Origin of the sequence: Planotetraspora phitsanulokensis (assembly GCF_016863295.1) — a bacterium.
Classification (GTDB): domain Bacteria; phylum Actinomycetota; class Actinomycetes; order Streptosporangiales; family Streptosporangiaceae; genus Planotetraspora; species Planotetraspora phitsanulokensis.
Window position 1 is genome coordinate 241,200 of record NZ_BOOP01000004.1, and the last position, 20,181, is coordinate 261,380.

17 protein-coding genes are annotated in these 20,181 nt (G+C 68.9%); 9 read left to right on the forward strand and 8 right to left on the reverse strand.

The features are described 5' to 3' along the window. Nucleotides 1-138: 138 nt before the first annotated feature. Nucleotides 139-2,424, forward strand: coding sequence for an NACHT domain-containing protein (locus tag Pph01_RS06800; RefSeq protein ID WP_204072091.1), 2,286 nt, complete (start codon nucleotides 139-141; stop codon nucleotides 2,422-2,424). Nucleotides 2,425-2,431: 7 nt separating this feature from the next. Beyond that, on the forward strand, nucleotides 2,432-2,908 hold the full coding sequence (locus Pph01_RS06805) for an HIT family protein (RefSeq protein WP_239116487.1): 477 nt from the start codon (nucleotides 2,432-2,434) through the stop codon (nucleotides 2,906-2,908). Between the two features lie 137 nt (nucleotides 2,909-3,045). Here Pph01_RS06805 and ligA read toward each other — a convergent pair whose 3' ends face one another. After that, nucleotides 3,046-5,124, reverse strand: a complete 2,079-nt coding sequence (gene ligA / locus Pph01_RS06810) for an NAD-dependent DNA ligase LigA (protein WP_204072093.1) — start codon at nucleotides 5,122-5,124, stop codon at nucleotides 3,046-3,048. A gap of 519 nt (nucleotides 5,125-5,643) precedes the next feature. Here ligA and Pph01_RS06815 point away from each other — a divergent pair. After that, complete coding sequence (locus Pph01_RS06815; protein ID WP_204072094.1) at nucleotides 5,644-6,384, forward strand: NPCBM/NEW2 domain-containing protein; 741 nt, start codon at nucleotides 5,644-5,646, stop codon at nucleotides 6,382-6,384. Nucleotides 6,385-6,420: 36 nt separating this feature from the next. On the opposite strand, the gene Pph01_RS06820 is transcribed toward Pph01_RS06815, so the two are convergent. Next, a complete protein-coding gene (locus Pph01_RS06820) occupies nucleotides 6,421-7,290 on the reverse strand; it encodes a LysR family transcriptional regulator (RefSeq protein WP_204072095.1) in 870 nt (289 codons plus the stop codon). A gap of 156 nt (nucleotides 7,291-7,446) precedes the next feature. Here Pph01_RS06820 and Pph01_RS06825 point away from each other — a divergent pair, with 156 nt between their 5' ends. After that, on the forward strand, nucleotides 7,447-8,310 hold the full coding sequence (locus tag Pph01_RS06825; protein WP_204072096.1) for an NAD-dependent epimerase/dehydratase family protein: 864 nt from the start codon (nucleotides 7,447-7,449) through the stop codon (nucleotides 8,308-8,310). A 45-nt stretch (nucleotides 8,311-8,355) separates the two neighbouring features. Here the strand turns inward: Pph01_RS06825 and Pph01_RS06830 are convergent, their stop codons facing one another. Then, complete coding sequence (locus tag Pph01_RS06830; RefSeq protein WP_308441881.1) at nucleotides 8,356-9,270, reverse strand: cyclase family protein; 915 nt, start codon at nucleotides 9,268-9,270, stop codon at nucleotides 8,356-8,358. 241 nt (nucleotides 9,271-9,511) lie between these two features. On the opposite strand from Pph01_RS06830, the gene Pph01_RS06835 reads away from it, so the two are divergent. Next, nucleotides 9,512-10,387 (forward strand): phytanoyl-CoA dioxygenase family protein, encoded by an 876-nt coding sequence (locus Pph01_RS06835; RefSeq protein ID WP_204072097.1) that lies wholly within the window; start codon nucleotides 9,512-9,514, stop codon nucleotides 10,385-10,387. Between the two features lie 131 nt (nucleotides 10,388-10,518). Here Pph01_RS06835 and Pph01_RS06840 read toward each other — a convergent pair whose 3' ends face one another. Then, a complete protein-coding gene (locus Pph01_RS06840; protein ID WP_204072098.1) occupies nucleotides 10,519-10,749 on the reverse strand; it encodes a hypothetical protein in 231 nt (76 codons plus the stop codon). 22 nt (nucleotides 10,750-10,771) lie between these two features. Between Pph01_RS06840 and Pph01_RS06845 the strand changes: the two genes are divergently transcribed. Both Pph01_RS06845 and Pph01_RS06850 read left to right on the forward strand, forming a co-directional pair. Beyond that, complete coding sequence (locus Pph01_RS06845; protein WP_204072099.1) at nucleotides 10,772-11,365, forward strand: DUF1697 domain-containing protein; 594 nt, start codon at nucleotides 10,772-10,774, stop codon at nucleotides 11,363-11,365. 123 nt (nucleotides 11,366-11,488) lie between these two features. Next, nucleotides 11,489-12,754: an FG-GAP-like repeat-containing protein gene (locus Pph01_RS06850; RefSeq protein WP_204072100.1), complete on the forward strand. Its 1,266-nt coding sequence runs from the start codon at nucleotides 11,489-11,491 to the stop codon at nucleotides 12,752-12,754. Nucleotides 12,755-12,948: 194 nt separating this feature from the next. Here the strand turns inward: Pph01_RS06850 and Pph01_RS06855 are convergent, their stop codons facing one another. The 4 genes from Pph01_RS06855 to Pph01_RS06870 all read right to left on the reverse strand — a co-directional run bounded on the left by Pph01_RS06855 (nucleotide 12,949) and on the right by Pph01_RS06870 (nucleotide 17,553). Next, nucleotides 12,949-14,334: a glycoside hydrolase family 5 protein gene (locus Pph01_RS06855; RefSeq protein WP_204072101.1), complete on the reverse strand. Its 1,386-nt coding sequence runs from the start codon at nucleotides 14,332-14,334 to the stop codon at nucleotides 12,949-12,951. A gap of 67 nt (nucleotides 14,335-14,401) precedes the next feature. Then, nucleotides 14,402-15,199 (reverse strand): carbohydrate ABC transporter permease, encoded by a 798-nt coding sequence (locus tag Pph01_RS06860; protein WP_204072102.1) that lies wholly within the window; start codon nucleotides 15,197-15,199, stop codon nucleotides 14,402-14,404. Beyond that, nucleotides 15,183-16,133: a carbohydrate ABC transporter permease gene (locus Pph01_RS06865; protein WP_204072103.1), complete on the reverse strand. Its 951-nt coding sequence runs from the start codon at nucleotides 16,131-16,133 to the stop codon at nucleotides 15,183-15,185. The genes Pph01_RS06860 and Pph01_RS06865 overlap by 17 nt, the downstream gene beginning before the upstream one ends. 43 nt (nucleotides 16,134-16,176) lie before the next feature. Next, nucleotides 16,177-17,553 (reverse strand): ABC transporter substrate-binding protein, encoded by a 1,377-nt coding sequence (locus Pph01_RS06870; protein ID WP_204072104.1) that lies wholly within the window; start codon nucleotides 17,551-17,553, stop codon nucleotides 16,177-16,179. A 596-nt stretch (nucleotides 17,554-18,149) separates the two neighbouring features. Here Pph01_RS06870 and Pph01_RS06875 point away from each other — a divergent pair. Beyond that, entirely contained in the window at nucleotides 18,150-19,256 is a 1,107-nt protein-coding gene (locus Pph01_RS06875) for a LacI family DNA-binding transcriptional regulator (protein WP_204072105.1), read from the forward strand. Between the two features lie 546 nt (nucleotides 19,257-19,802). Continuing rightward, nucleotides 19,803-20,159: a tautomerase family protein gene (locus tag Pph01_RS06880; protein ID WP_239116507.1), complete on the forward strand. Its 357-nt coding sequence runs from the start codon at nucleotides 19,803-19,805 to the stop codon at nucleotides 20,157-20,159. Nucleotides 20,160-20,181: the final 22 nt, after the last annotated feature.

The following is a 20,181-nucleotide window of genomic DNA, read 5'->3' on the forward strand; positions in this document are numbered from 1 at the left end:
ATCCATCCAGGGCACAGCGGCCGGCCCGGATGGTCGACAGGACGACGCGATCCCAGGTCGCCTGGATCCGGCACCGAGCCCGCTGTCCTAATGCGGACAAATTCCTCCGTCCATCATCAACGCTGTCACCATGTGGGAATGAGAGGCCTGCCCGGGTGGCGACGCGTCGCGATCCCGGTCGGGGCCGTGGCGGTCATCCTCGGGATCAGTTACGCCCTGGCCGAGCTGTCCGAGTCGGACAAGGCCGCCAACTGGGCACAACTCGCCAGCGTCGCCCTCGGCGTGCTGGCGCTCATCCCCCCGGTGGTCGGCACCTGGCGGGAGCGGCGGCCCGGCAGTACCAGCACCCCCGACCAGGTCGACCGGGCCGAGCAGGCGCTGCGGGTCCTCGTGCGCGCGCAGTGGCGCGAGGAGATCCTCATCCGGGAGCTCGACGAGCCGTCGCCGCTGCCGGTCCGCTGGCGCATCTCCGGTCTCGACGTCATGGACCAGGACGACCGGATCGACCGGCCGAGGTTCCTCCGCTCGTGGTTCGGCCTCGGCCGCGTGCGGTTCGACGGGCGCACCGACCGGATGCCCGAGATGGCGGGACGCTTCCGCAAGCTCGCGCGGCGGCGCCTGGTGATCCTGGGCGAGCCGGGGATGGGCAAGACCACTTTGGCCGTGTTGCTGCTCAGGGAACTCCTGGAGGACCCCCAGCCCGGCGACCCCGTGCCCGTGCTGCTGTCGATGTCGGGCTGGGACCCGGAGGCCGAGTCCGTGCACAGGTGGCTCGTCCGTCGGCTGCGGGAGAACTACTCGGCGCTGCGGGCCCCCGACTTCGGGCCCGACGCCGCGCGCGGACTCGTCGCGCACCGCCGCATCCTGCCGGTCCTCGACGGTCTCGACGAACTGCCCGTCCGGATCCAGCCCCGGGTGATCGCCGCGCTGAACGCGGCCCCGACCACCGAGGCGGTGATCCTCACCTGCCGCACGTCGGAGTATCTGACCGCCGTCAGTCTTCCCGGCGGAGACGTGCTCGCCGGCGGGGCGGTCATCGAGCCGCGGCCCGTCAAGAACGCCGACGTGATCGCGTACGTCCGCAACCGCCTGGCGCCCCGTCAGGCGGCCGCGTGGACCGGCCTGCTGTCCACCATCAAGAGCGATCCGGACGGGCCGGTCGCCGGCGCTCTGTCCACGCCCCTGTCGTTGTGGTTGTTGTGCAAGGTCTACATCGAGACCCACACGGACCCCGCCCCGTTGTGCGACCCCGCGCGCTTTCCGACGGCGGCATCCGTCACCGACCACCTTCTCGACAACCTCGTTCAGGCCACCTTCGCGGCGACCCCGACGGAGCACGACCCCGCCGACCCCCACGACCACGACCATCCGTTCCGGCCGCACCGCGCGTGGAACCCCGAGGACGCCAGGCGCTGGCTGGCCTTCGTCGCCCACCACATGTCCGCGACCGGCACCCGGGACTTCCGCTGGTGGCACCTGCACCGCGCCGTGTCCCGCCGCTGGAGCACGCTGGTCGGCGGCGTGACCGTGGGACTCACGGTGGGCCTGACGGTCGGGCTGACCAGCGACGCCATCGTCGCCCTGAGGAGCCCGCACGAGGGCAGCCTGTGGAACGCGCTCCTGTTCGGCCTCGCGGGAGGCCCCGTCGGCGGGCTGGTCGGCGGCCTCACCGGCGGGTTCATCCTGGAGCGGCTGAAGGGCTCGACACTCGAGCCGGCCTACGCGAACCTGCGGCTGGGCGGGCACCTTCAGCGGCTCGCCGGGCAGCTCACGCTGGGGCTGGCCCTCGTGCTCCCCGTGGGCATGCTCGCCGCCTTCGCGTTGTGGCGCGTCGCCGGGATCAGCTCGGCGGCCGGCGACTTCGTCCTCTTCGGCCTGGTCGTCGGCACCGTGGGGGGTCTCACCCTGGGGCTCAACCGGTGGGTGACGACCCCGCTGACGAGCGACCGGCCGCAGGCGCCGCTGATCACGCTGCGGCGCGACCTCCAACTGGTGTACGGACGGTCGCTGACCTTCGGGCTGGCGCTCGGACTCGCCTTCGGAATCGCCGGAACGCTGGTGAACGGGTTCTCCGGACTGCTGCGGGGGGTCGAGGCCGGGGTCGCCTTCGGCGTCGCGGGCGGAGTGGTCTTCACGCTCACCTTCGGGTTCACCGGCGCCAGCTCCATCTACATCGTCGCCGTGTCGATGCTGCGCCTGCGCGGCCGGACGCCGCGGCGGCTCATGAACTTCCTCGAGGACGCCCACCGAATGGGCCTGCTCCGCCAGGCGGGTCCGGTATACCAGTTCCGTCACGCCAAGCTCCAGGATCGCCTCGCCCAGCTCCACCAGCGGCACGCCCCGGCCGTCTCGCTCAGCACGGACACCGCGGCCCGCCGTACGACACCCGGGAGGTCGAAAGGTCATGAACGATTCGGTTTCTGATCGGCGAGTGCCGTTCGACGTGACCGGCTACGAGTTGCGCGCCCGCCAGGGCCCGTGCTTCGTCTGCTCCCTCGTCGACGGCGCCCCCGGCTACCGGCACGAGGTGGTCTTCGAAGACGACCGGCACATCGCCTTCCTCGACCGCCATCCCACGGTGGTGGGCAAAACCCTGGTCGCGCCCAAGGCGCACATCGAACACGCCGTCCGCGATCTCGACGAGGGCGACTACCTGGCGTTGATGGCGCTGGTCCGCCGCGTCGCCCTCGCGGTCGAGGCGAGCGTCCCCACCGAGCGCACCTACCTGCTGTCGCTCGGCAGCCGCCAGGGCAACGCCCACCTGCACTGGCACGTCGCGCCGCTGCCGCCGGACGTCCCGTACGGTCGGCAGCAGTACTACGCGCTGATGACCGAGAACGGAGTCATCTCCCAGACGCCCGAGCAGATCGCCGAAGTGGCCGGCCGCATCCGCGCGCACCTGGAGTGAACGACGGACTGGCTGGTCAGCGCATCGCGCCGGGCCGCGCGACCGCTCTCTCGCCGCCATCGCCGGCATGGCCCGCCGCCGCACCCGAGGAAAACCCGCCTAACGCCACGCACGCCGCATCTGCTTCAAACACTCACTTACAGATAAGCGGCCACCTGGGCGGCGAAGTCGTCGGAGGTGACGATCGGCACGCCGAGCACCTCGGCCTTGGCCCGCTTGGAGCCCGCGTTCTCCCCCGCCACCAGCAGACTGGTCTTGGCCGAGACGCTGGAGGAGGCGCGGCCGCCGGCTCGTTCGATGAGCTCGTTCATCTCGTTACGCGACAACGCCGCCAGCTTCCCGGTCATCGCACCGGTGACCACGATGGACATGCCGGCGAGAGGCAGGTGAGTGCCGGTGTCCGCGACGGCGGCCTGGTCGTCCGGCGCGGGGGGCGCGACGCCCGGCTCCGTCATGTTCACCCTCGCCATGACCAGCTTGTCGATCAGCGGCGCGACCTCGATCAGCTCGGCCACCACGACCGGCGCCTTCTCCGGGCCGATGCCCTCCACCTGCTGGATCGCCTCGGCGTCGGCGGCGCGGATGGCATCCATCGTGGCGAAGTGCCGGGCGATGCGGCGGCTCATGGAACGGCCGGTGCCACGCACGCCCAGCGCGCAGAACACCCTGCTCAGCGACTGGCCCTTGGCTCGCTCGAGGGCCGCCAGCAGGTTGTCTGTGCTGGTCTCCCCCATCCGCTCCAGCCCGAGCAGCTGCTCGCGGGTCAGGAAGAACAGGTCGGCGAAGTCAGCGATCAGCCCCGCGTCCAGCAGTTGCTGGATGCGGTTCTCCGCCAGGCCCTCGATGTCGAGCTGGTCGCGGCTGACGGCGTACGTGATCGAGGCGATCGCCCGGCACCCACGGCCGCGCACGCACCGCCATCGCTCCTGGCTGGTATCGATGGCGTCGCCGCAGGACGGGCAGACCGCCGGGATCGGGATCGGCCGCTCGTCGCCGGTGCGCAGGTGCACGACGGGCGACTCCACCCGCGGGATCACGTCGCCCGCCTTGTAGACGGTCACCCTGTCGCCCAGCATCAGGCCGCGCCGGGAGATGTCGGCGACGTTGTGCAAGGTGGCGTAGGTGACGATGCTGCCGTCCAGCTCGACCGGCTCCAGCACCGCGCGCGGGGCGATGACGCCGGTGCGGCCGGTGTTCCACTCCACGGCGAGCAAGCGAGTGATCTTCTCGACCGGCGGCAGCTTGAATGCCACGGCCCACCGGGGCGCACGAGAGCTGAACCCCGCCTGTGCCTGATCAGCGGCCAGATCGCACTTGATCACGATGCCGTCGATGCCGAACGGCAGCTCGGCACGGATCGCGGCGATTTCTCTGACGCGCTCCTGCACCCGCTCCAGCGTCTCGGCCACGATGCCGGCAACAGGCGTTGCGGCCGTGGTCTGCACGCCCTGCGCGGCCACCCAGTCCATGACCTGGCTGTGCGGCAGCTCGCGCAGGCGCACGGCGAGGTCGGAGTCGTCGTCGGGCGGCGGCAGGACGCCGTACCCGAAGAAGGTCAGCTCGCACACGTACGGACGGTCCTGAGCCCGCAACGTGCCCGCGGCCGCACTGCGCGGGTTGGCGAACGTGGTGCCGTCGTGTGCCTGCCGCTTGGCACACGCCTGCTCGAACTGGGAGGCCGTCATCATCACCTCACCGCGCAGCTCCACCGTGACCGGCTCGGCCAGCCGGTCGGGCAGGCCGACGATGGTGCCCATCGCGTGGGAGACGTCCTCGCCCGCCGTGCCGTCGCCCCGTGTGACCAACTGCGTCAGGCGGCCGTGCCGGTAGCGGGCGGAGATCGCCAGCCCGTCGAGCTTGGGCTCTACGCTCCACACCGTGACGGGCCTGCCGAGCCTGCGCTCCAGCCCGGCCGCCCAGTCGGTGAGCTGCTCGGCGCCGAACACGTTGTCCAGGCTGAGCATGGGCACGGTGTGCGGCACGTCGCCCACCACGGCCCCGCCGGCCACCTTGCCGGTCGGTGACGAGGGCAGCACCGACTCGGGGTGCGCCTCTTCGTAGGCCTGGATGCCGCGGACCAGCCGGTCGTAGGCGTCGTCGTCGAGCGTGGAGGTGCCGTCGGCGTAATAGGCCACGGACGAGTCGACGGCGAGCTGGACGGCTTCGGCGTAGGCCGTGGCGTCGGCCAGGGCGGTGATCGGGGGCGCGTCGGTCATGGACTCATCATGCCTGTCGCCACTGACATTTCTACGCCTCAGATGGCCGCCTGAGCTGGGACGGCAGGTGTTCGGCAGCGACCGCATCCTGCTTCCGGCACTTGATCGCAGAGGCACCCGAAGGGGCTTGGCGCGAAATGTCGCTTTCATATTCCCTGGGGACACTTACACCGATTTCCTGAAGATCAATTCACTCCGAAACGTAGCCGTCTCCCCAGCTCAAGGGGAGATCATCGACTCCTGGTCAACATGGGTCCGATTGCCGTGACTGCCGCCACAAAAGCGAATCAATAACACTTATCCGCGTAAATCAGAAATGAGTTGCGCTGAAGTAACGATGGAACGATTCATCGGCGAGTCCGTCGTTCATCCCATTAAATTCACGCTGACCGATGTGGCGGCCCGATCACGGTGAACGCCGCGCGTGATGCGGCGTCGGCGCGAACTCCCGTTCTCGGCACCTCCGACACCTCGTGCGCATCGCCGGTGCGACACCACGAACGAGAACGGACGACCGTCATGGCAGCGAACACCTCGAAGGACAAGGTCGGCCATGGGTCCGATGTCCAGGTCGCCCGGATCACCACGCGCGGCGCGATCATCACCGCCCTGATCTCGATGGCGGGAACCGTCGTGGTGGCGGTCGTCGGGGTGCGTTTCGCACCGAGCGAGGTCTCCCAGGCGATCGTCCCCAACGCCTCGGTCACGCACACGGCGACCGTGACGGTCACCGCGACGCCGACGGCCACCGTGACGCTCACGCCGTCGTCGGGTCAGTCCGAGCCATCCGGCGCGGGTGCGACCACGGGCGCCGGCACGGCCCTGGCGTACGGGGACGCCGTGTCGCACAAGGACTGTTCGGTCCCCAATCGCGGGCAGAACCCGTGGTTCGACCAGTCGGTCTCGCTCGACCGCACGGGCACGCAACTGCCGGCGATCACGTGCAGGATCAACTGGACGGGGGCCACGACGGGCAATCTGGACTACCTCGTCCCCACCGGGGCGCACGAACTGTCCGCGCAGGTCGGCATCGACCGGCAGTCGCCGAACACCACGGCACTGGTGCGCTTCGATGTCCTTTCCGTCGACGGCACGAAACTGACGTCGGCGACCGCGACCTACCAGAACCCGCAGCAGATCAAGGTGCCGGTCGCCGGAGGAAGCCGCGTCCGGCTCCAGGTGACCATGGTCCGCAGCACCGAGGAGATCACCTACAACGGCTTCGTACGCGTCGCGTGGGCGTCTCCGGCGTTCGCGTGACAAGACGCCCGCACGCATGCCGCACAGGGCTGACGGTCAGCGCGTCGCGCCGGCGAGTTCGACGAACTCGCCGATCAGCGGATCGTGACGGGCCGACACCCAGGCCAGTGCCACCTCACTCGGCGGTATGTCGAGGATGGGCACGCAGGCCACATCGGGCCGCTGGTAATAGGTGGCGGTCGACTCGGGCAGGATGCTGATCCCCCGGCCTGCCGCGACGTGCTCGAGCTTCTCCTCCACGCTGTGCGCCTCCGGGACGGGCGTCTCCCGGCGCTCCCGCAGCTCCCTGGCCACCCGGCCCCACTCCGGCACCGAGTCGGGATGTTGCAGCAGGTGTTCGTCAGCGAGATCGCCGATGTTCACCGACGTCTCGCCGGCGAGCCGGTGATCGCTGTGGAGGACGGCCATCCGCCGTTCGCCGAAGAGCGGGCGCACCTCGAGCCCGGTGGGGTCGATCGGCAGCCGCACGTAGCCGACGTCCACCCGGCCGTCGTGCAACACGCTCACCTGGTCGTTCCAGCTGGTGCGCAACACCTCGACCGTGAGCCCGGGATGCGCCTCGCCCAGTGCCCGGACCGGACCGGTGACGGTGAGGCCGGGCATGAAGCCGACGGTGAACGTGTCGACGGCCCGGGCGGCCTGGGCGACCCGGCGGCGCAGCGCCTCCGCTCCAGCCAGTACCAACTCGGCGTCGGCGACCAGCTGCTCCCCCGCCGGCGTCAGTCTCGTGCGACGCTTGTCGCGGACGAACAACTGCGCGTCCAGCTCCTTCTCGAGGGCCTGGATCTGCCGTGACAGGACGGGCTGGGCGATGTGCAGCCGTTGCGCGGCCCTGCTGAAGTTCAGCTCCTCCGCAACCGCCACGAAGTAACGCAACTTCCGAAGGTCGACGTCCGCATGCCCCATACCTTCAGGGTATTACGTGATGGAAAAGAGGTCTTGGACGGCCCTCGCCCTCCGGGACCAGAGTTGACCTCGTGGAACGCGTCGTCGTACGCGTCCGCGGCGGGGGTCCGGCCGGCCCGCCGATCATCTTCTGGGCATCATCTGAAGGAGCAGGACATGAGGGTCTTCGTCACCGGGGCCTCCGGCTACATCGGCCAGGCCACCATCCGCGCCCTGACCGCACACGGGCACACCGTCGCGGCGCTGGCCCGCAGCGACGACGCGGCGCGCACCGTGGCCGCGCTCGGCGCGGAGGTGGTCCGCGGCGGCCTGACCGATCTGGACGTGCTGCGCGACGCGGCGGCCGGCGCCGGCGGCGTCATCCACCTCGCCCAGCACCAGGGCGGCGACGTCGCCGGGGTCGATCTGGCCGCGGCCACGGCGATGCAGGTCGGCGCAGGCGACCGGCCGTACGTGCACACCGGAGGAGTCTGGGTCTACGGAGACACCCGCGGGGCCGTCGAAGAGGATGCCCCGCTGTCGCCGCCCTCGATCGTCGCCTGGCGGTTGGACAACGAGAAGCGGGTCCTCGCCCGGGCGGACCGCGGCGGCCGGCCGGTGCTCGTGATGCCGGGCATCGTGTACGGCGGCGGGCGCGGGCTGATCGAGGACTTCTTCGTCAAGCCCGCCAGGGACAAGGGCGAGGTCCGTTACATCGGGGACGGCTCCAAGCGATGGGCTCTCGTGCACGTCGACGACATCGCCGACCTGTACGTGCGCGCGCTCGGCGCCGAGTCCGGCACGAGATACGCGGGCGTCGGCGGGGAGGCCCCCAGCGTGCTGGAGGTGGCCCAGGCCGTCAGCGAGGCGATCGGGCATCCCGGAAAGATCGCCTCGATCACCCTCGCACAGGCTCGGGACGAGATGGGCCCCATCGCCGACGCCTTCGCCCTGGACCAGCGGTTCACCTCCGCGCGGGCGCGCGCCGAGCTCGGCTGGCGCCCGGCTCCGCGCGACGTGCTGAAGGCGCTGGCCGGCTGATCTCCTTGTCATCCCGTGCCCGCCCGGGGCGCACGCGGAGCGAACTCACTCCGGCAGGCGCGCGAAGGCGCGGACGGGAATCGTGCCGAACCCCTCGACGCGCAGCGGCACGGCGGTGAACTTGGCGCCCGTCGGCGGGAGCCGATCGAGACCGGTCAGGTGCTCGACGACGGGAATGCCTGCCGCGAGCAGCAACGTGTGGGCCGGCCGTTCGAGGTCGGCGGTGTCGTCGATGTTGAGCGCGTCGATCCCGACCAGTGCGGCACCCTGCTCGACGAGGTGGGCGGCGCCCTCCCGAGTGAGGAAGTGCCGATCCTCCGCGTAGCCCGCCGTACCGAACCGGGCGTCGTCGCCGGTATGCAGAAGCACGGCCGCGCCGCGGACGTCCAAGCCTGCCAGCGCCCCCACGCCGATGCCCGCCCGCCGGTCCCCCGTCACCCTGGCGACCACCGCGGGGAGGTCCGCGGTCGCCTCCAGCGGGATCGACGCGAGGTCCGTCCCGCCGGCATAGCGGTGGTACGGCGCGTCGAGATAGGTCCCGGTGTTGCCGACCAGAGTGAGCCTGTCGATGGCGAACTCGGTGCCGGGAGCGTACAGCTCACGCGAAGACTCCCTGGTCAGATGGGCGTCGATCTCCGGAGCGGGAAGGCCGGGATAAGTCACCATTCCGGCTCGGATCACATGGCCGAGCTCGACGAACCGGCCACCCGCCTTCACCGTCGTGTCCCGGCGATCCGACGGCCCTCCCCGGGTGCCCTTGTGCCGTTCGGCGAAGACCTCGACGTTGGCGAGCTCGACCGTGTCGGTCATCAGCAGACCCAGCGAGGCCACGAAGAGGGCGCCGATCTGCGTCTCGGTGACGTCGGGGCCGGGGACGTCCACCCGGAACCCGTGCACGGCGAGGTCTCCACCGTTGCCGAAGGCGATGGCGGCGTCGAAGGAGGCGCGGTATTCGGTCATGGAGGTACGCCTACCACGGGAGCGCGGTCACTGCGCCGCGGACCCCGTCCGGCCAGGCTGACGAACCTCTTTCGGAGTTGTTTGTAACTTTTAGGCGTTTCGGTCCACTTCCTCCTGTGAACCCGAAACGGGCCTTCGGCGAATAGAGGGTGACCCGTGCACGGCTTCAGCGGGCCCACAGGCCTGTCGAAGCCCACGGGTTCCAGTTGTTCATCGAGGGACCACCGAAAGAACGTTACCCATGACCCAGTTCTCCGTGATCGACACCTGGACGCCCATGACCGCCGCCGAGCGGGAGCAGTTCGAACAGGACGGCTTTCTGGTCATCCCCGGTGCGCTCAGTTCCGAGGAAGTCGATCACTACCAGGGCGCGATCCAGCGCGTCTACATGAACTCGCCCGAAGGAGCCGAGGGCGTCGCGCTGCATCAGCTGAGCGCCGCGACCCACTGTGCCGAGCTGGCGGGACTGCTGGATCATCCGGCCGTCTTCCCCTACGTGTGGTCCCTCCTCGGCTGGAACGTGCACGTCTATCACTCGCATTTCGACGTTCATCCGATGCTCCGCAAGCCCCGGCCGTTCCGGTGGGAGTGGCACCAGGACGGCGGCCGGCAGAACCGGGAGATCGAGGCGGATCCCCGGCCGAGACTGTCGGTGAAGCTGGCCTTCTGGCTGTCCGACGTCTCCCGCGCCGGCCGGGGCAACCTGACCGTCATCCCCGGCAGCCACAGGACCAACTGGCTGCCCGGCCCGCTGAGGCGCGACCTTCCGCACCCGCGGCCGGAGGGCGCGGTCGAGCTCACGGTCAACCCGGGTGACGTGCTGCTGTTCGACCGCAGGCTGTGGCACGCGCGGTCGGACAACTACTCGGACTTCACCCGCATGGTCGCGTTCTTCGGCTACACCTACCGCTGGATCACCATCCGGGACGAGGTGGCCGACCTGTCGCGGCAGCCGTGGTTCGGCACGCTCAGCCCGGTTCAGCGCCAGCTTCTCGGGCACGTCGGCGACGGGTCCGGCGACCACGGCTGGGGCCACTTCCCGGAGACCACGCCGCTGTACGGCGAGCTCGCGGAGCGGGGTCTGCTCGATCCCTCGTATCCGCCCCTCATCCCCTGACGAGCCCCCGAGGTTCCCCTGCCCCGGAGGTCCCCCTCGTCAGGAGAGAGCAGGCCCGTCCCCAGCGGGCCTGCTCTCGCTTTTCAGGCATGGACGTGTTCAGGCATGGACGGGTTCAGGCATAACGCCTCTCACGCGACGACGCCGAGGCCCTCGACCACGCGAGCGAAGCGCACGACCCGCTGCGCCTGGGCTCGCGCCGCTGCCCGCGTGGGCTCGCCGACGGGGACGGCGCCGAAGGCGTCGTGATGGGAGGTGCCGTACGGGTTGCCGTGCGCCGGGTCGGTGTAGCCGGGCGGCACCAGGACGCCGCCGACTTCCAGAACATGACATTCGGCGGCAGGTATGGGCGGTAGCGTCACTCCCGACCTAGGAGGCGACGCCATGCGATACGTGGCGCTCTTGCGCGGTATCAACATCAATCCCCGCAGCCAGATGGCCATGGCCGACCTGCGCGCACTGCTGGAGGGGCTGGGACACACCGGGGTGAGCACCCACCTGCGAAGCGGGAACGCCGTGTTCACCGGTGACGAGGAACCCCGTGAGCGGGTCGCCTCCGCAATCGAGCGGCGGATCACCGAAGAACTGACAATGGAGGTGGCCGTCATCGTCCGGACGGCCGGGGAACTGCGCGCCGTGGTCGAGGAGAACCCGCTGGAGGTGCGGGACCCGGCCAAGTTCGCGGTGGTCTTCCTTGCCGGCGAGCCGGACAGGAGGACGCTGGAGGGCATCGACCCGGCGAGCTACGCCCCGGAGGAGATGCGCGTCGGCAGACGCGAGCTCTACATGTACTTCCCCGACGGTCTCCGGCGCCCGAAACTGCCGCCGCTGCTGGAGAAGCGGTCGTCGGCGGTCGCCACGATGCGCAACTGGAACACGGTCACCAAGCTCCTCTCCCTGGCAGAGGACCGAGCGCCGCCTCCATTTCTCCTGACAAATCACGCCTTCGTATCGCATGACCGTAGATCGATCCCATGATCGATATTCCGGTGTACGGTGACCCACTGGCGACCGCGGGCGGGTGGACCATGCCTTGCCGTGCAGGTCGGGCATGCAGGAGAGGAACCCCCCTTGTCGCAACCATTCGAGTCGCGTCCGTCGATGTCGCGTTCGTTCAAGTCGCTTTCGTCGAGACGCGGACGGCTGCTGCGCGCCTCTGCCACCGGTGTGGTGCTGGTGGTCGCCGCGGGCGCGACCATGAGCGGTTCGGCCACAGCGGCGGAGGAGGACTACCTGAGATGCCCGCGGGGCTACTTCTGCCTGTTCACCGGCATCGAAGGCAAGGGAGGCATCTACAAGTACCGGACCTCGCAGTCCGACTTCGGTGCTCCCGGCCGTAACGCGCTCTCCTGGATCAACCGGACCAAGAACTTCGCGTGCCTGTGGCCCGAGAAGAACTACACGCTGAAGCCGACGTTCAACGGCCCCGTCCCCGTCACCGACAACCCGGCGGAGGTGAACGGCGACACCACGTCGTCTTCGATGTTGAGGATGTACCGCCATCACGTCGGATCGATGACTCTGGCGCCCACCCGGCACGAATGCGAATGGCGCAAGCAGTACATCGACTGGACCCCGGTGCAGTACAGCCCGCCGGGCACGCCGAAGCCGTTCGGCTCCTTCCTTGGCAACGGTCAGAGCCAGGTGCTGATGCGCTCCGCGCAGGGCCGGTTGTGGGTGCTCCCGGGTGACCTCAGCAAGCCGCCCAACCTCGGAACCCGGCTGAGCGGCATGACCGTGCTCGTCAGGCACGGGGACTACACCGGCGACGGCCGCGAGGACATCTTCGCCCGCGACAAGGCCGGCGTCCTGTGGCTCTACCCCGGCAACGGCAAGTACGCCCTCGGCGCACGCAGGCTGATCGCCTACGGCTGGAACAACAAGACCGCCATCGCCGCCGTCGGCGACATCACCGGCGACAAGAAGAACGACCTGATGGCCCGCGACAAGGCCGGGGCCCTGTGGCTCTATCCCGGCAACGGCAGGGGCGGCTTCGGCGCGCGCACCCGGGTCGCCAGCGGCTGGAACACCATGACCGCCCTTCTCGGGCCGGGGGACCTCAGCGGCGACGGCAAGGACGACATCGTCGGCCGCGACAACGCCGGAGCGCTGTGGCTCTACCCCGGCAACGGCAAGGGCGGCTTCGGCAAGCGCGTCCGGCTCGTCACCGGCGTCTCGCGGACCTGGAAGCTCTTCGCGCCCGGCGACGTCACCGGTGACGGACGTAACGACATCTACGCTGTGGACGCGCTTGAGGCCGGCCACGGCGAGCTGCTCCTTTTCTCGGGGACCGGCAAGGGCCTCCGGCGCGAGCCCGTCTACTACCGGACGGTGTACAACACGGACTCCAAGGAAGTCCTCTTCTGAGCCGAGACCGCGAACGCGCCTACGCCGACTTCTACCGCTCGATCAGGAGAGACCGCGCCGTGGCCGCGGAGCGCGCGGACGTCCCGACGTCGTGAACGTCCCCACGGCATGAACGGGGCGGCTCCGGGAGACATCCCGGAGCCGCCCGGCTCACTCGCGCGATCAGACCCGCCGGAATTACCGTGCGGACGGCCTCAGCCGGCGCGCAGTTGCTCGACGAGGCTCGTCCTGATGTCGCAGTTGCGCAGCGCGAACGAGTCGGCGAGGGCGATCAGCTCGTCGTCGTCCAGCCCGCGGAACAGCTCTGCGTATTCATAGGCCAGGGGCTGGGCGACCGTGAGGTTCAGGATGAGCGTGCGGACCCAGTCGAACCGGCCCCACGGGTACGGGTCGAAGCCGGGGAACTCACGCGCGATCATGTCCTGGAACGGCTTGGTCACCTCGATGATCCCGTTCCCGTCGCTGCCCCAGTTGTCGGCGCCGAGCCGGTTCTTCTTCGCCACGAAGTCGCCGAAGCGCTTCATGTACGGGGAGTCGGGGCGGACCATGGCCACGCCCTGCCGTCCGAGGTCCTTGTACATCCAGCTCGACCACCCGGCGCCGTCGCGGCGGTAGATGTCGAGCTGGTCCGCCAGGACCTGCCGGCGCATGGCGTCCTTGTGCTCGTCACCGGTGTAGATCGGGGCGAACTCCCCCACCCAGATCGGCGTCCCGGTACGGCGGCTGTATTCGGTGCGCTGGAGGTACTTGGCCTCCAGCGCCGCCTTGTCGTAGTGCTTGCCGTCAGTGACGCCCGGGTAGTCGCCGCCGTTGCCCATGCCCGGGGCGGCGTAGTCGTGGCAGACGTAGACGGTGTTGTCCCATTCGGCGTCGAAGACGTCGAACTCGGTCGAGTAGGTGTTGCCGTCGAGGAACAGGATGTGGCGGTCGTCGATCGCGCGGATGGCCTCGACCAGGCGGGTGTAGAACGGCCCGACCACCTGGCGCGACTCGTCCGCGGGCTCATTGATCGGGTTGTAGCCCGCCACCCAGGGGTTGTCCTTGTAGTGCTCGGCGATGCGCTCCCAGATCGCCACCACCCGATCCTGGAAGTGGGGGTGGTCGAAGAACGCGGGCCGGTGCGTGGGGTTGTCGGAGTGCCAGTGGTGGTTCTGCGAGCCCGGCAGCGCGTGCAGGTCGACGACCGAGTAGATCCCGTGCCGCGCGCAGGCCTCGATCGCCCGGTCGAGGTGGCGGAAGCCCTCCTCCTTGAACTCGAACGGCCGGGCGTCGTCCTCGAAGTGCCGGTAGTTGACCGGGATCCGGACGCAGTTCATGCCCATGTCCGCCAGCAGCTTCGCGTCGTCCTCGCCGAAGAACGCGGTCAGCAGCCGCTCGAAGAACAGCTCGTACTTCTCGTCCCCGAGGACCTCGCGGACCGTGCTGCGCATCAGTGATTCGTTGGCGGAGTAGCCGGTGATGAAGTTCTCCATGTTCAGCCAGCCGCCGACGGCCACACCCCGCAGGCGTACGGGCGTGCCCGTCTGGTCGACGAATTCGCGGCCCGCCGTACGGAGGAAGGCCGTGCTGTCCGACGTCATGTGCTCTGTTCCTCAAATCTGAAAACGCGGTGGATCACACGGGGGAATCGGGGGGTGTGCGCGGCGCCTACTTCAGCGCGCCGGCCGCCAGGCCGCGCTCGAAGAGGCGCTGCAGGCAGAGGTAGGCCACGATCTCCGGGATGGCGGTGATGACGGCGCTGGCCAGGACCTTGGTCTGGTCGTTGCTGAACTGGCTGACGAAGAACTGCGGCAGCAGCGTGATCGTCTGCTTGGCCGGATCCTGGATGAGCACCAGCGGCAGCAGGTAGTCGTTCCAGGAGCCGATGAGGGTGAGGACGACGATCGCCGCGGCGATGGGCCGCGTCATCGGCACGACGATGTAACGGAAGGCGGTGAAGATGCTGGCGCCGTCGACCCGTGCGGCGTCGAAGAGCGAGTCGGGGACTCCGTCGATGAACTTCCTGGCCAGCAGGACCGCGAAGGGGATCTGGAGCGCGGCCAGCGGCAGCACCACCGCCCAGTACGTGTCGTACACGCCGATGCTGAGGGTGGTCGCGAACAGCGGGGTGAGCAGCACGACCTCGGGCAGGGTGAGGGCGGCCAGGATCATCCAGAAGTACACCTCCTTGCCGCGGATGTGCAGCTTGGAGAACCCGAAGGCGGCGAACATGGTGAGGACGTAGACGATCAGGATCGTCGAGGCCGACACGATGACGCTGTTCCTGAAGAACGTCCCCACGGTGCCGACGGCGAACACGGCCTCGTAGTTGCCGAGCCCCTTGCCCGCCAGCGACCCCTGGACCATGACCACCAGGGGGAACAGGTAGGGGATGATCATCAGGGTGACGAGGAGCTGCAGCAGCAGCTTGGTGGACACCCTGCGGGCCTCAAACACTGGATTCACCGTCCTTACGGTTGGCGCGGGCCGCCACGGCGATCGCACCGAGCAGCGCCAGGATGAGCAGCAGGATCGACAGGGCCGCCCCGTAGCCGACGTGGGCCGACGGGATGCTGATCCGGTAGATGTAGGTCCCGAGGAACTCGGTGCTGTAGTTCGGCCCGCCGATGGTCACCAGGTACGGAACGTCGAAGGTCTTCAACGCCCCGATCACCCCGAGCATCGCCAGGGCCACCGTCGTCCCCCGCACGCCGGGCCAGACGATGCTGACCAGGACGCGGAGGTTGCTCGCCCCGTCGGTGCGCGCCGCCTCGAGCGTCTCGGGGTCGATCTGCCCCATGGCGGCGAAGTAGAGCACGAACGTGAGGCCGGTGAACTGCCACACCGTGATGAACATGATCACCGGCATCGCGGTGCTCGACTGGGCCAGCCACGGCTGGGACAGGAAACCGAGCCCGAGGTGGTCCAGAGCCCAGTTCAGCTGGCCGTCCGCGGCGAACATCTGCCGGAACACCGGCGCCATCGTCGCCGGCGCGAGGACCACCGGCGTGAACACGAGGACCTTGTAGACGGCGCCCAGCTTCACCTTCGAGTGCAGCAGCGCCGCGAACACGAAGCCGATCGCGGTCTGCACGGTGAAGGTCACGACGAAGAAGACCACCGTGTGCCAGATGGCCTTCCAGAAGATCGGGTCCTGCAGGATCTCGCTGTAGTTGCCGAGCCCCACCGACGTGGGGGTGGGGCTCGTGCCGTCCCAGTCGAGTGTCGAGAGGTAACCGGTCTCGATGATGCAGTAGTAGAGCAGGCCGACCACGAAGACGAACGCCGGCATGATCCACGGCAGGCCCGCGGGCCTCCCGCCCCTCTTCCGGGAGCCGTCCGGAAGAGGAGCGGGCGATGGACGGCGCGCCCCGGTCTTCGGCGAGGTGATGGAAGTCATGAGTCTCCCTGCGCGTATGGGATGAGACGTGCCGCCTGCGGCTCTACTTGATCTTCTCGGCGGTGCTCTGCAGCGTCGCGGCGGCCTGCTCGGGGGTGGCCTGTCTCGCGGCCACGGTGGTCGAGGCCACGCCGATGGCGGTCTGCAGGTCGGCGCTCACCGTGGCGAGGCGCGGCTCGCTGGACTTGCCCGCGTCGCTGATCAGCTTCTCCAACGCCGGCTGCTGCACCGCGGGGTTGACCAGCTTGATCGAGTTCCAGTCCGGCTGAACGCTGGTCAGGGCGGGGATGTCGTTGAGGATGTCGGCGACCGCCTGCTGGCCGGCCTCCGACGTGCCGAGCCAGGTCGCGAAGGTGGTGGCGGCGGCGATCGACTTGGACTTCTTGTTCACGGCGAGGCCGAAGTCGGCGTCACCGTAGAGCGAGCCGACGTTGCCGGTGCCGGCCACGTCCGGGAACGCGATCGGGAGCTGGGTGAACGGCTTGGGGTCGCCGACGCCCGCGCCGGAGATGGCGGCCGTGCTGCCGTCGACGGTGGAGTACTGCATGTACCAGGTGCCCATCATCACCATCGCGGCCTTGCCGGACATGAACTCGTTGTTGGCGTCGGGGTACTGCTGCGTGCCCAGCGCGCCCTCCTGCATGATCCCGTCGTCGAACAGGCCCTTCCAGATGGTCAGCGCCTTGACGATCGTCGGGTCGGTCCACGGGACCTTCTTGTCGAGCGCCTGCGCCCACACGCCCGGCTTGACGTTGTTGCTGATCGCCTGCAGCGTGTCCTCGTTGAACGCGGTCTGGGCCGCGCCCTGGACGAAGCACTTGATGTCGTGGGTCTTGAAGGCCGCGCAGACCTGCTTCCACTCGTCGTAGTTCGTCGGCGGCTTCAGGCCGTACTTGTCGAACAGGTCCTGGTTGACCCAGACCGGCCCGGCGAAGTTCGAGCCGACCGAAAACGCGGCGAGCTTGCCGTCGGTGGTCAGGCTGGACACCCCGATCGGGGCCAGCTTCGACTTCCAGTCCGCGCCCAGGGCCTTCTGGACGGCCGGCGTGAGGTCGACGGCGTTCACGCCGTAGATCTCGACGGAGCCGTTGGCGGCGCCGGGGGCGACGTCGAAGACGTCCGGGCCGACCGAGGAGGCCAGGGCCGGACGGATCGCGGCGTCGTAGCCGTCGATGGTCAACTTCTTGTAGGTGACCTTGATGTTCGGATAGACCTTGTTGAACGCCTTGATGTAGGCCTCGGCGGGGGCCGCGTCGGGCGTCCACCCCCACCAGGTGATCGAGCCCGAGTCGGCCGAACCCTTGTCCGTGGTCTCGGTCGTTCCTCCGCCGGCGCATCCGGCGAGCGCCAGTGCCGCGGCCGTGAACACGGCCGCCGCTCCGGGGAGACGGCGCTTCCAGATTCGCGAGGATCCCAGCATGTGAACTCTCCTTGCACGTGACTCGCACGCACTGGTCGTGGGAACGTCGCGCCGTCCTCCGCTGCATGGGGACGGCCACGACGGCCTGTGCTCACGCATGAGCACGGGGGTCCCGCTCGCACGCGGCGACGATGTCGGCACGGGGTCGCGGGACAGGGCGTGCGTCCTCCTCCGGCCTGGGGTCACCGGCCGGTGGAGCTGCACTGCTCACGGATACCGAAAGTTTCGGAAAGTCTTCTTGTGAGAGAAAAACACCGGCCCGGCGACAGTGTCAATAACTTCGGCCGAATTTGTTTCCGTTCAGTTACGAGGAGCGGGTCTCGCGGCCCCGGGTGAAGGCGCCCGTGTTTCGGCACGGACCGGTCACCCGAGATCGTCGGGGTGATATCCGCAGGTCGTCGTTCAGACCACTCGACCGCGTAGCGGATCCAGAACGCCGCGCGGGCCGATGCCGGAGCGTGTCGGCGGGCCACATCGAGGCCCAATTCGGACAATCAGGTATTGACGTCGTTCGCAGCTTACCTGTCGCGAGCTCCGCAGGCCCGTCACCAGCGGTGCTACCGTTATAGAAACTTTCGACAGCACTGGCTCAGCGCATGAGAGGTGTCGTGGCGACCGAGCAGGAGACGAGGACACAGAAGCGGACGGCGGGGAACTCCCGGAACGCCGACGCCGACCGCGTGACCATCGCGATGGTCGCACGCGAGGCGGGCGTGTCCGCGCCGACGGTGAGCAAGGTGCTCAACGGCCGGGAAGCCGTGGGTCCCGAGACCCGCCGGCGGGTCCAGGACGCGCTGATCTCGACGGGATACCAGCGCAGGGCCAGGGCGGAGACCGGAAAGGTCGGCCTGGTCGACTTCGTCATCACCGAGCTGGACACCGCCTGGGCCTGTGAGCTGCTGCGAGGCGCCGAACAGGAGGCCTACCGGCTGGGGGCCAGCCTGGTCCTCACCGTGACGCACGACCGGAAGGCCCAGCCGCGCGAATGGCTCAAGACCATCGCCTCCCGGCCCACCGACGGGGTGGTGCTGGTCGTCTCCAACACCCGGCAGGTGAGCGCGGAGACGCTGCGCCCGATCGACACCCCCTTCGTCGTCATCGACCAGGTCGGCGGGTACGACCGCGACGTTCCGACCATCGGGGCCACCAACTGGGCCGGCGGGTTCGCCGCCACCGAGCACCTGGCCGAGCTCGGCCATCGCCGGATCGGAGTGATCACCGGGCCCGCGGACGTCCGATGCAGCCTGGAACGCCTCGACGGCTACCGCGCCGCGCTCGGGCGGGCGGGCCTGCCTCTCGACGAGAGCCTGGTGCGGCAGGGCGACTTCTACGCCGAGGGAGGCAGACGGGCCGCGCTCGAACTGCTCGACCTGCCGGAGCCCCCCACGGCCATCTTCGCCGGCTCCGACCAGCAGGCGGCCGGCGTGTACGACGCGGCCCACTCCAGAGGCCTGCGCATCCCCGACGATCTCAGCGTGGTCGGGTTCGACGACACCGAGGTCTGCGAGTGGATGTTCCCCCGCCTGACCACCATCCGGCAGCCGCTCGCCCAGATGGCCGTGCTGGCCATCCGCAACGTGCTGGAGACCACGCACACCCCCGGTGAGCAGCCTCTCCACCTCGAGCTGTCCACCAGTCTGGTGACCAGGGACAGCACCGCGCCCTGGACGGCCCCCGCGCGGGCCGCGCGCCGCCGGGCCTGACGGCCGCCGCGATCCACCGGGACGGCCTCGCTCGTTCCTGCGAGAAAGACCTGCGCGGGGCGGACGATGCGAAAGTTTATAGAAAGTTGTTGAGGGGTCATCCCTCCGCAGTTCCACTCTCGGCCGCGCAGCGTCGCGGCCCGCACGGCCCTCCGCAGATGAGGCCCCCGCCGCCTGCGGAGCGATCCGTTCGAATATCACGATCATCTGCTCTACCAGGCAAAACAATCGGACGATATGGTTGGCGTGAGCCGTTCGCCGACGTGGCCCGCCGCCTGCGGCGGCACGGGTCGCGACCGGTCCCACCGGAGCACGAATGATCATCGCCCAGGCGCTCTGACGGGCGGAGATGTCATGGTGTCGACATTCCGGCGGTCGCCTGACCCTTGACGTTCGTCGAGCGACCGTTCTACGTTGTGACTGCGGACCTTAAGTTTCACATTTCTTTCGAAAGTTTTCGGCTTCCTTACTTTCCTGCACGACCCGCCGTGGCGCCCGGACACCTGGTCGACCGCCCGGCGCTGAAAGGAACCCCTCTTGCCTCTTGTGCAGATCGACCTCGACCGTTCCCTGGCCGAACGGCTGGGCGAGCAGATCAGCGACGGGATCCACCAGGCTCTGGTCGACGGCCTCGGCATGGACCCGACCGACAAGTTTCAGATCTTCCGCACCCACGCGCCGGGAGAGATCGTCTTCGACCCGGGCTACAACGGAGTCGACCGGCGGCAGCTGGTCAGCATCCAGATCCTGATGGTGCACATGTACGACGTCACCACCAAGTACGCGATGTTCGACCAGATCGCCAAGCGGCTGGAAGAGATCGGCATCCGGCCCGACGACCTGCTCATCAGCATCGTGGAGAACGGCTTCGAGGACTGGTACGCCGGCAAGTCCCGCAGCTGACCGCATCCCGCCCATTCCTGAA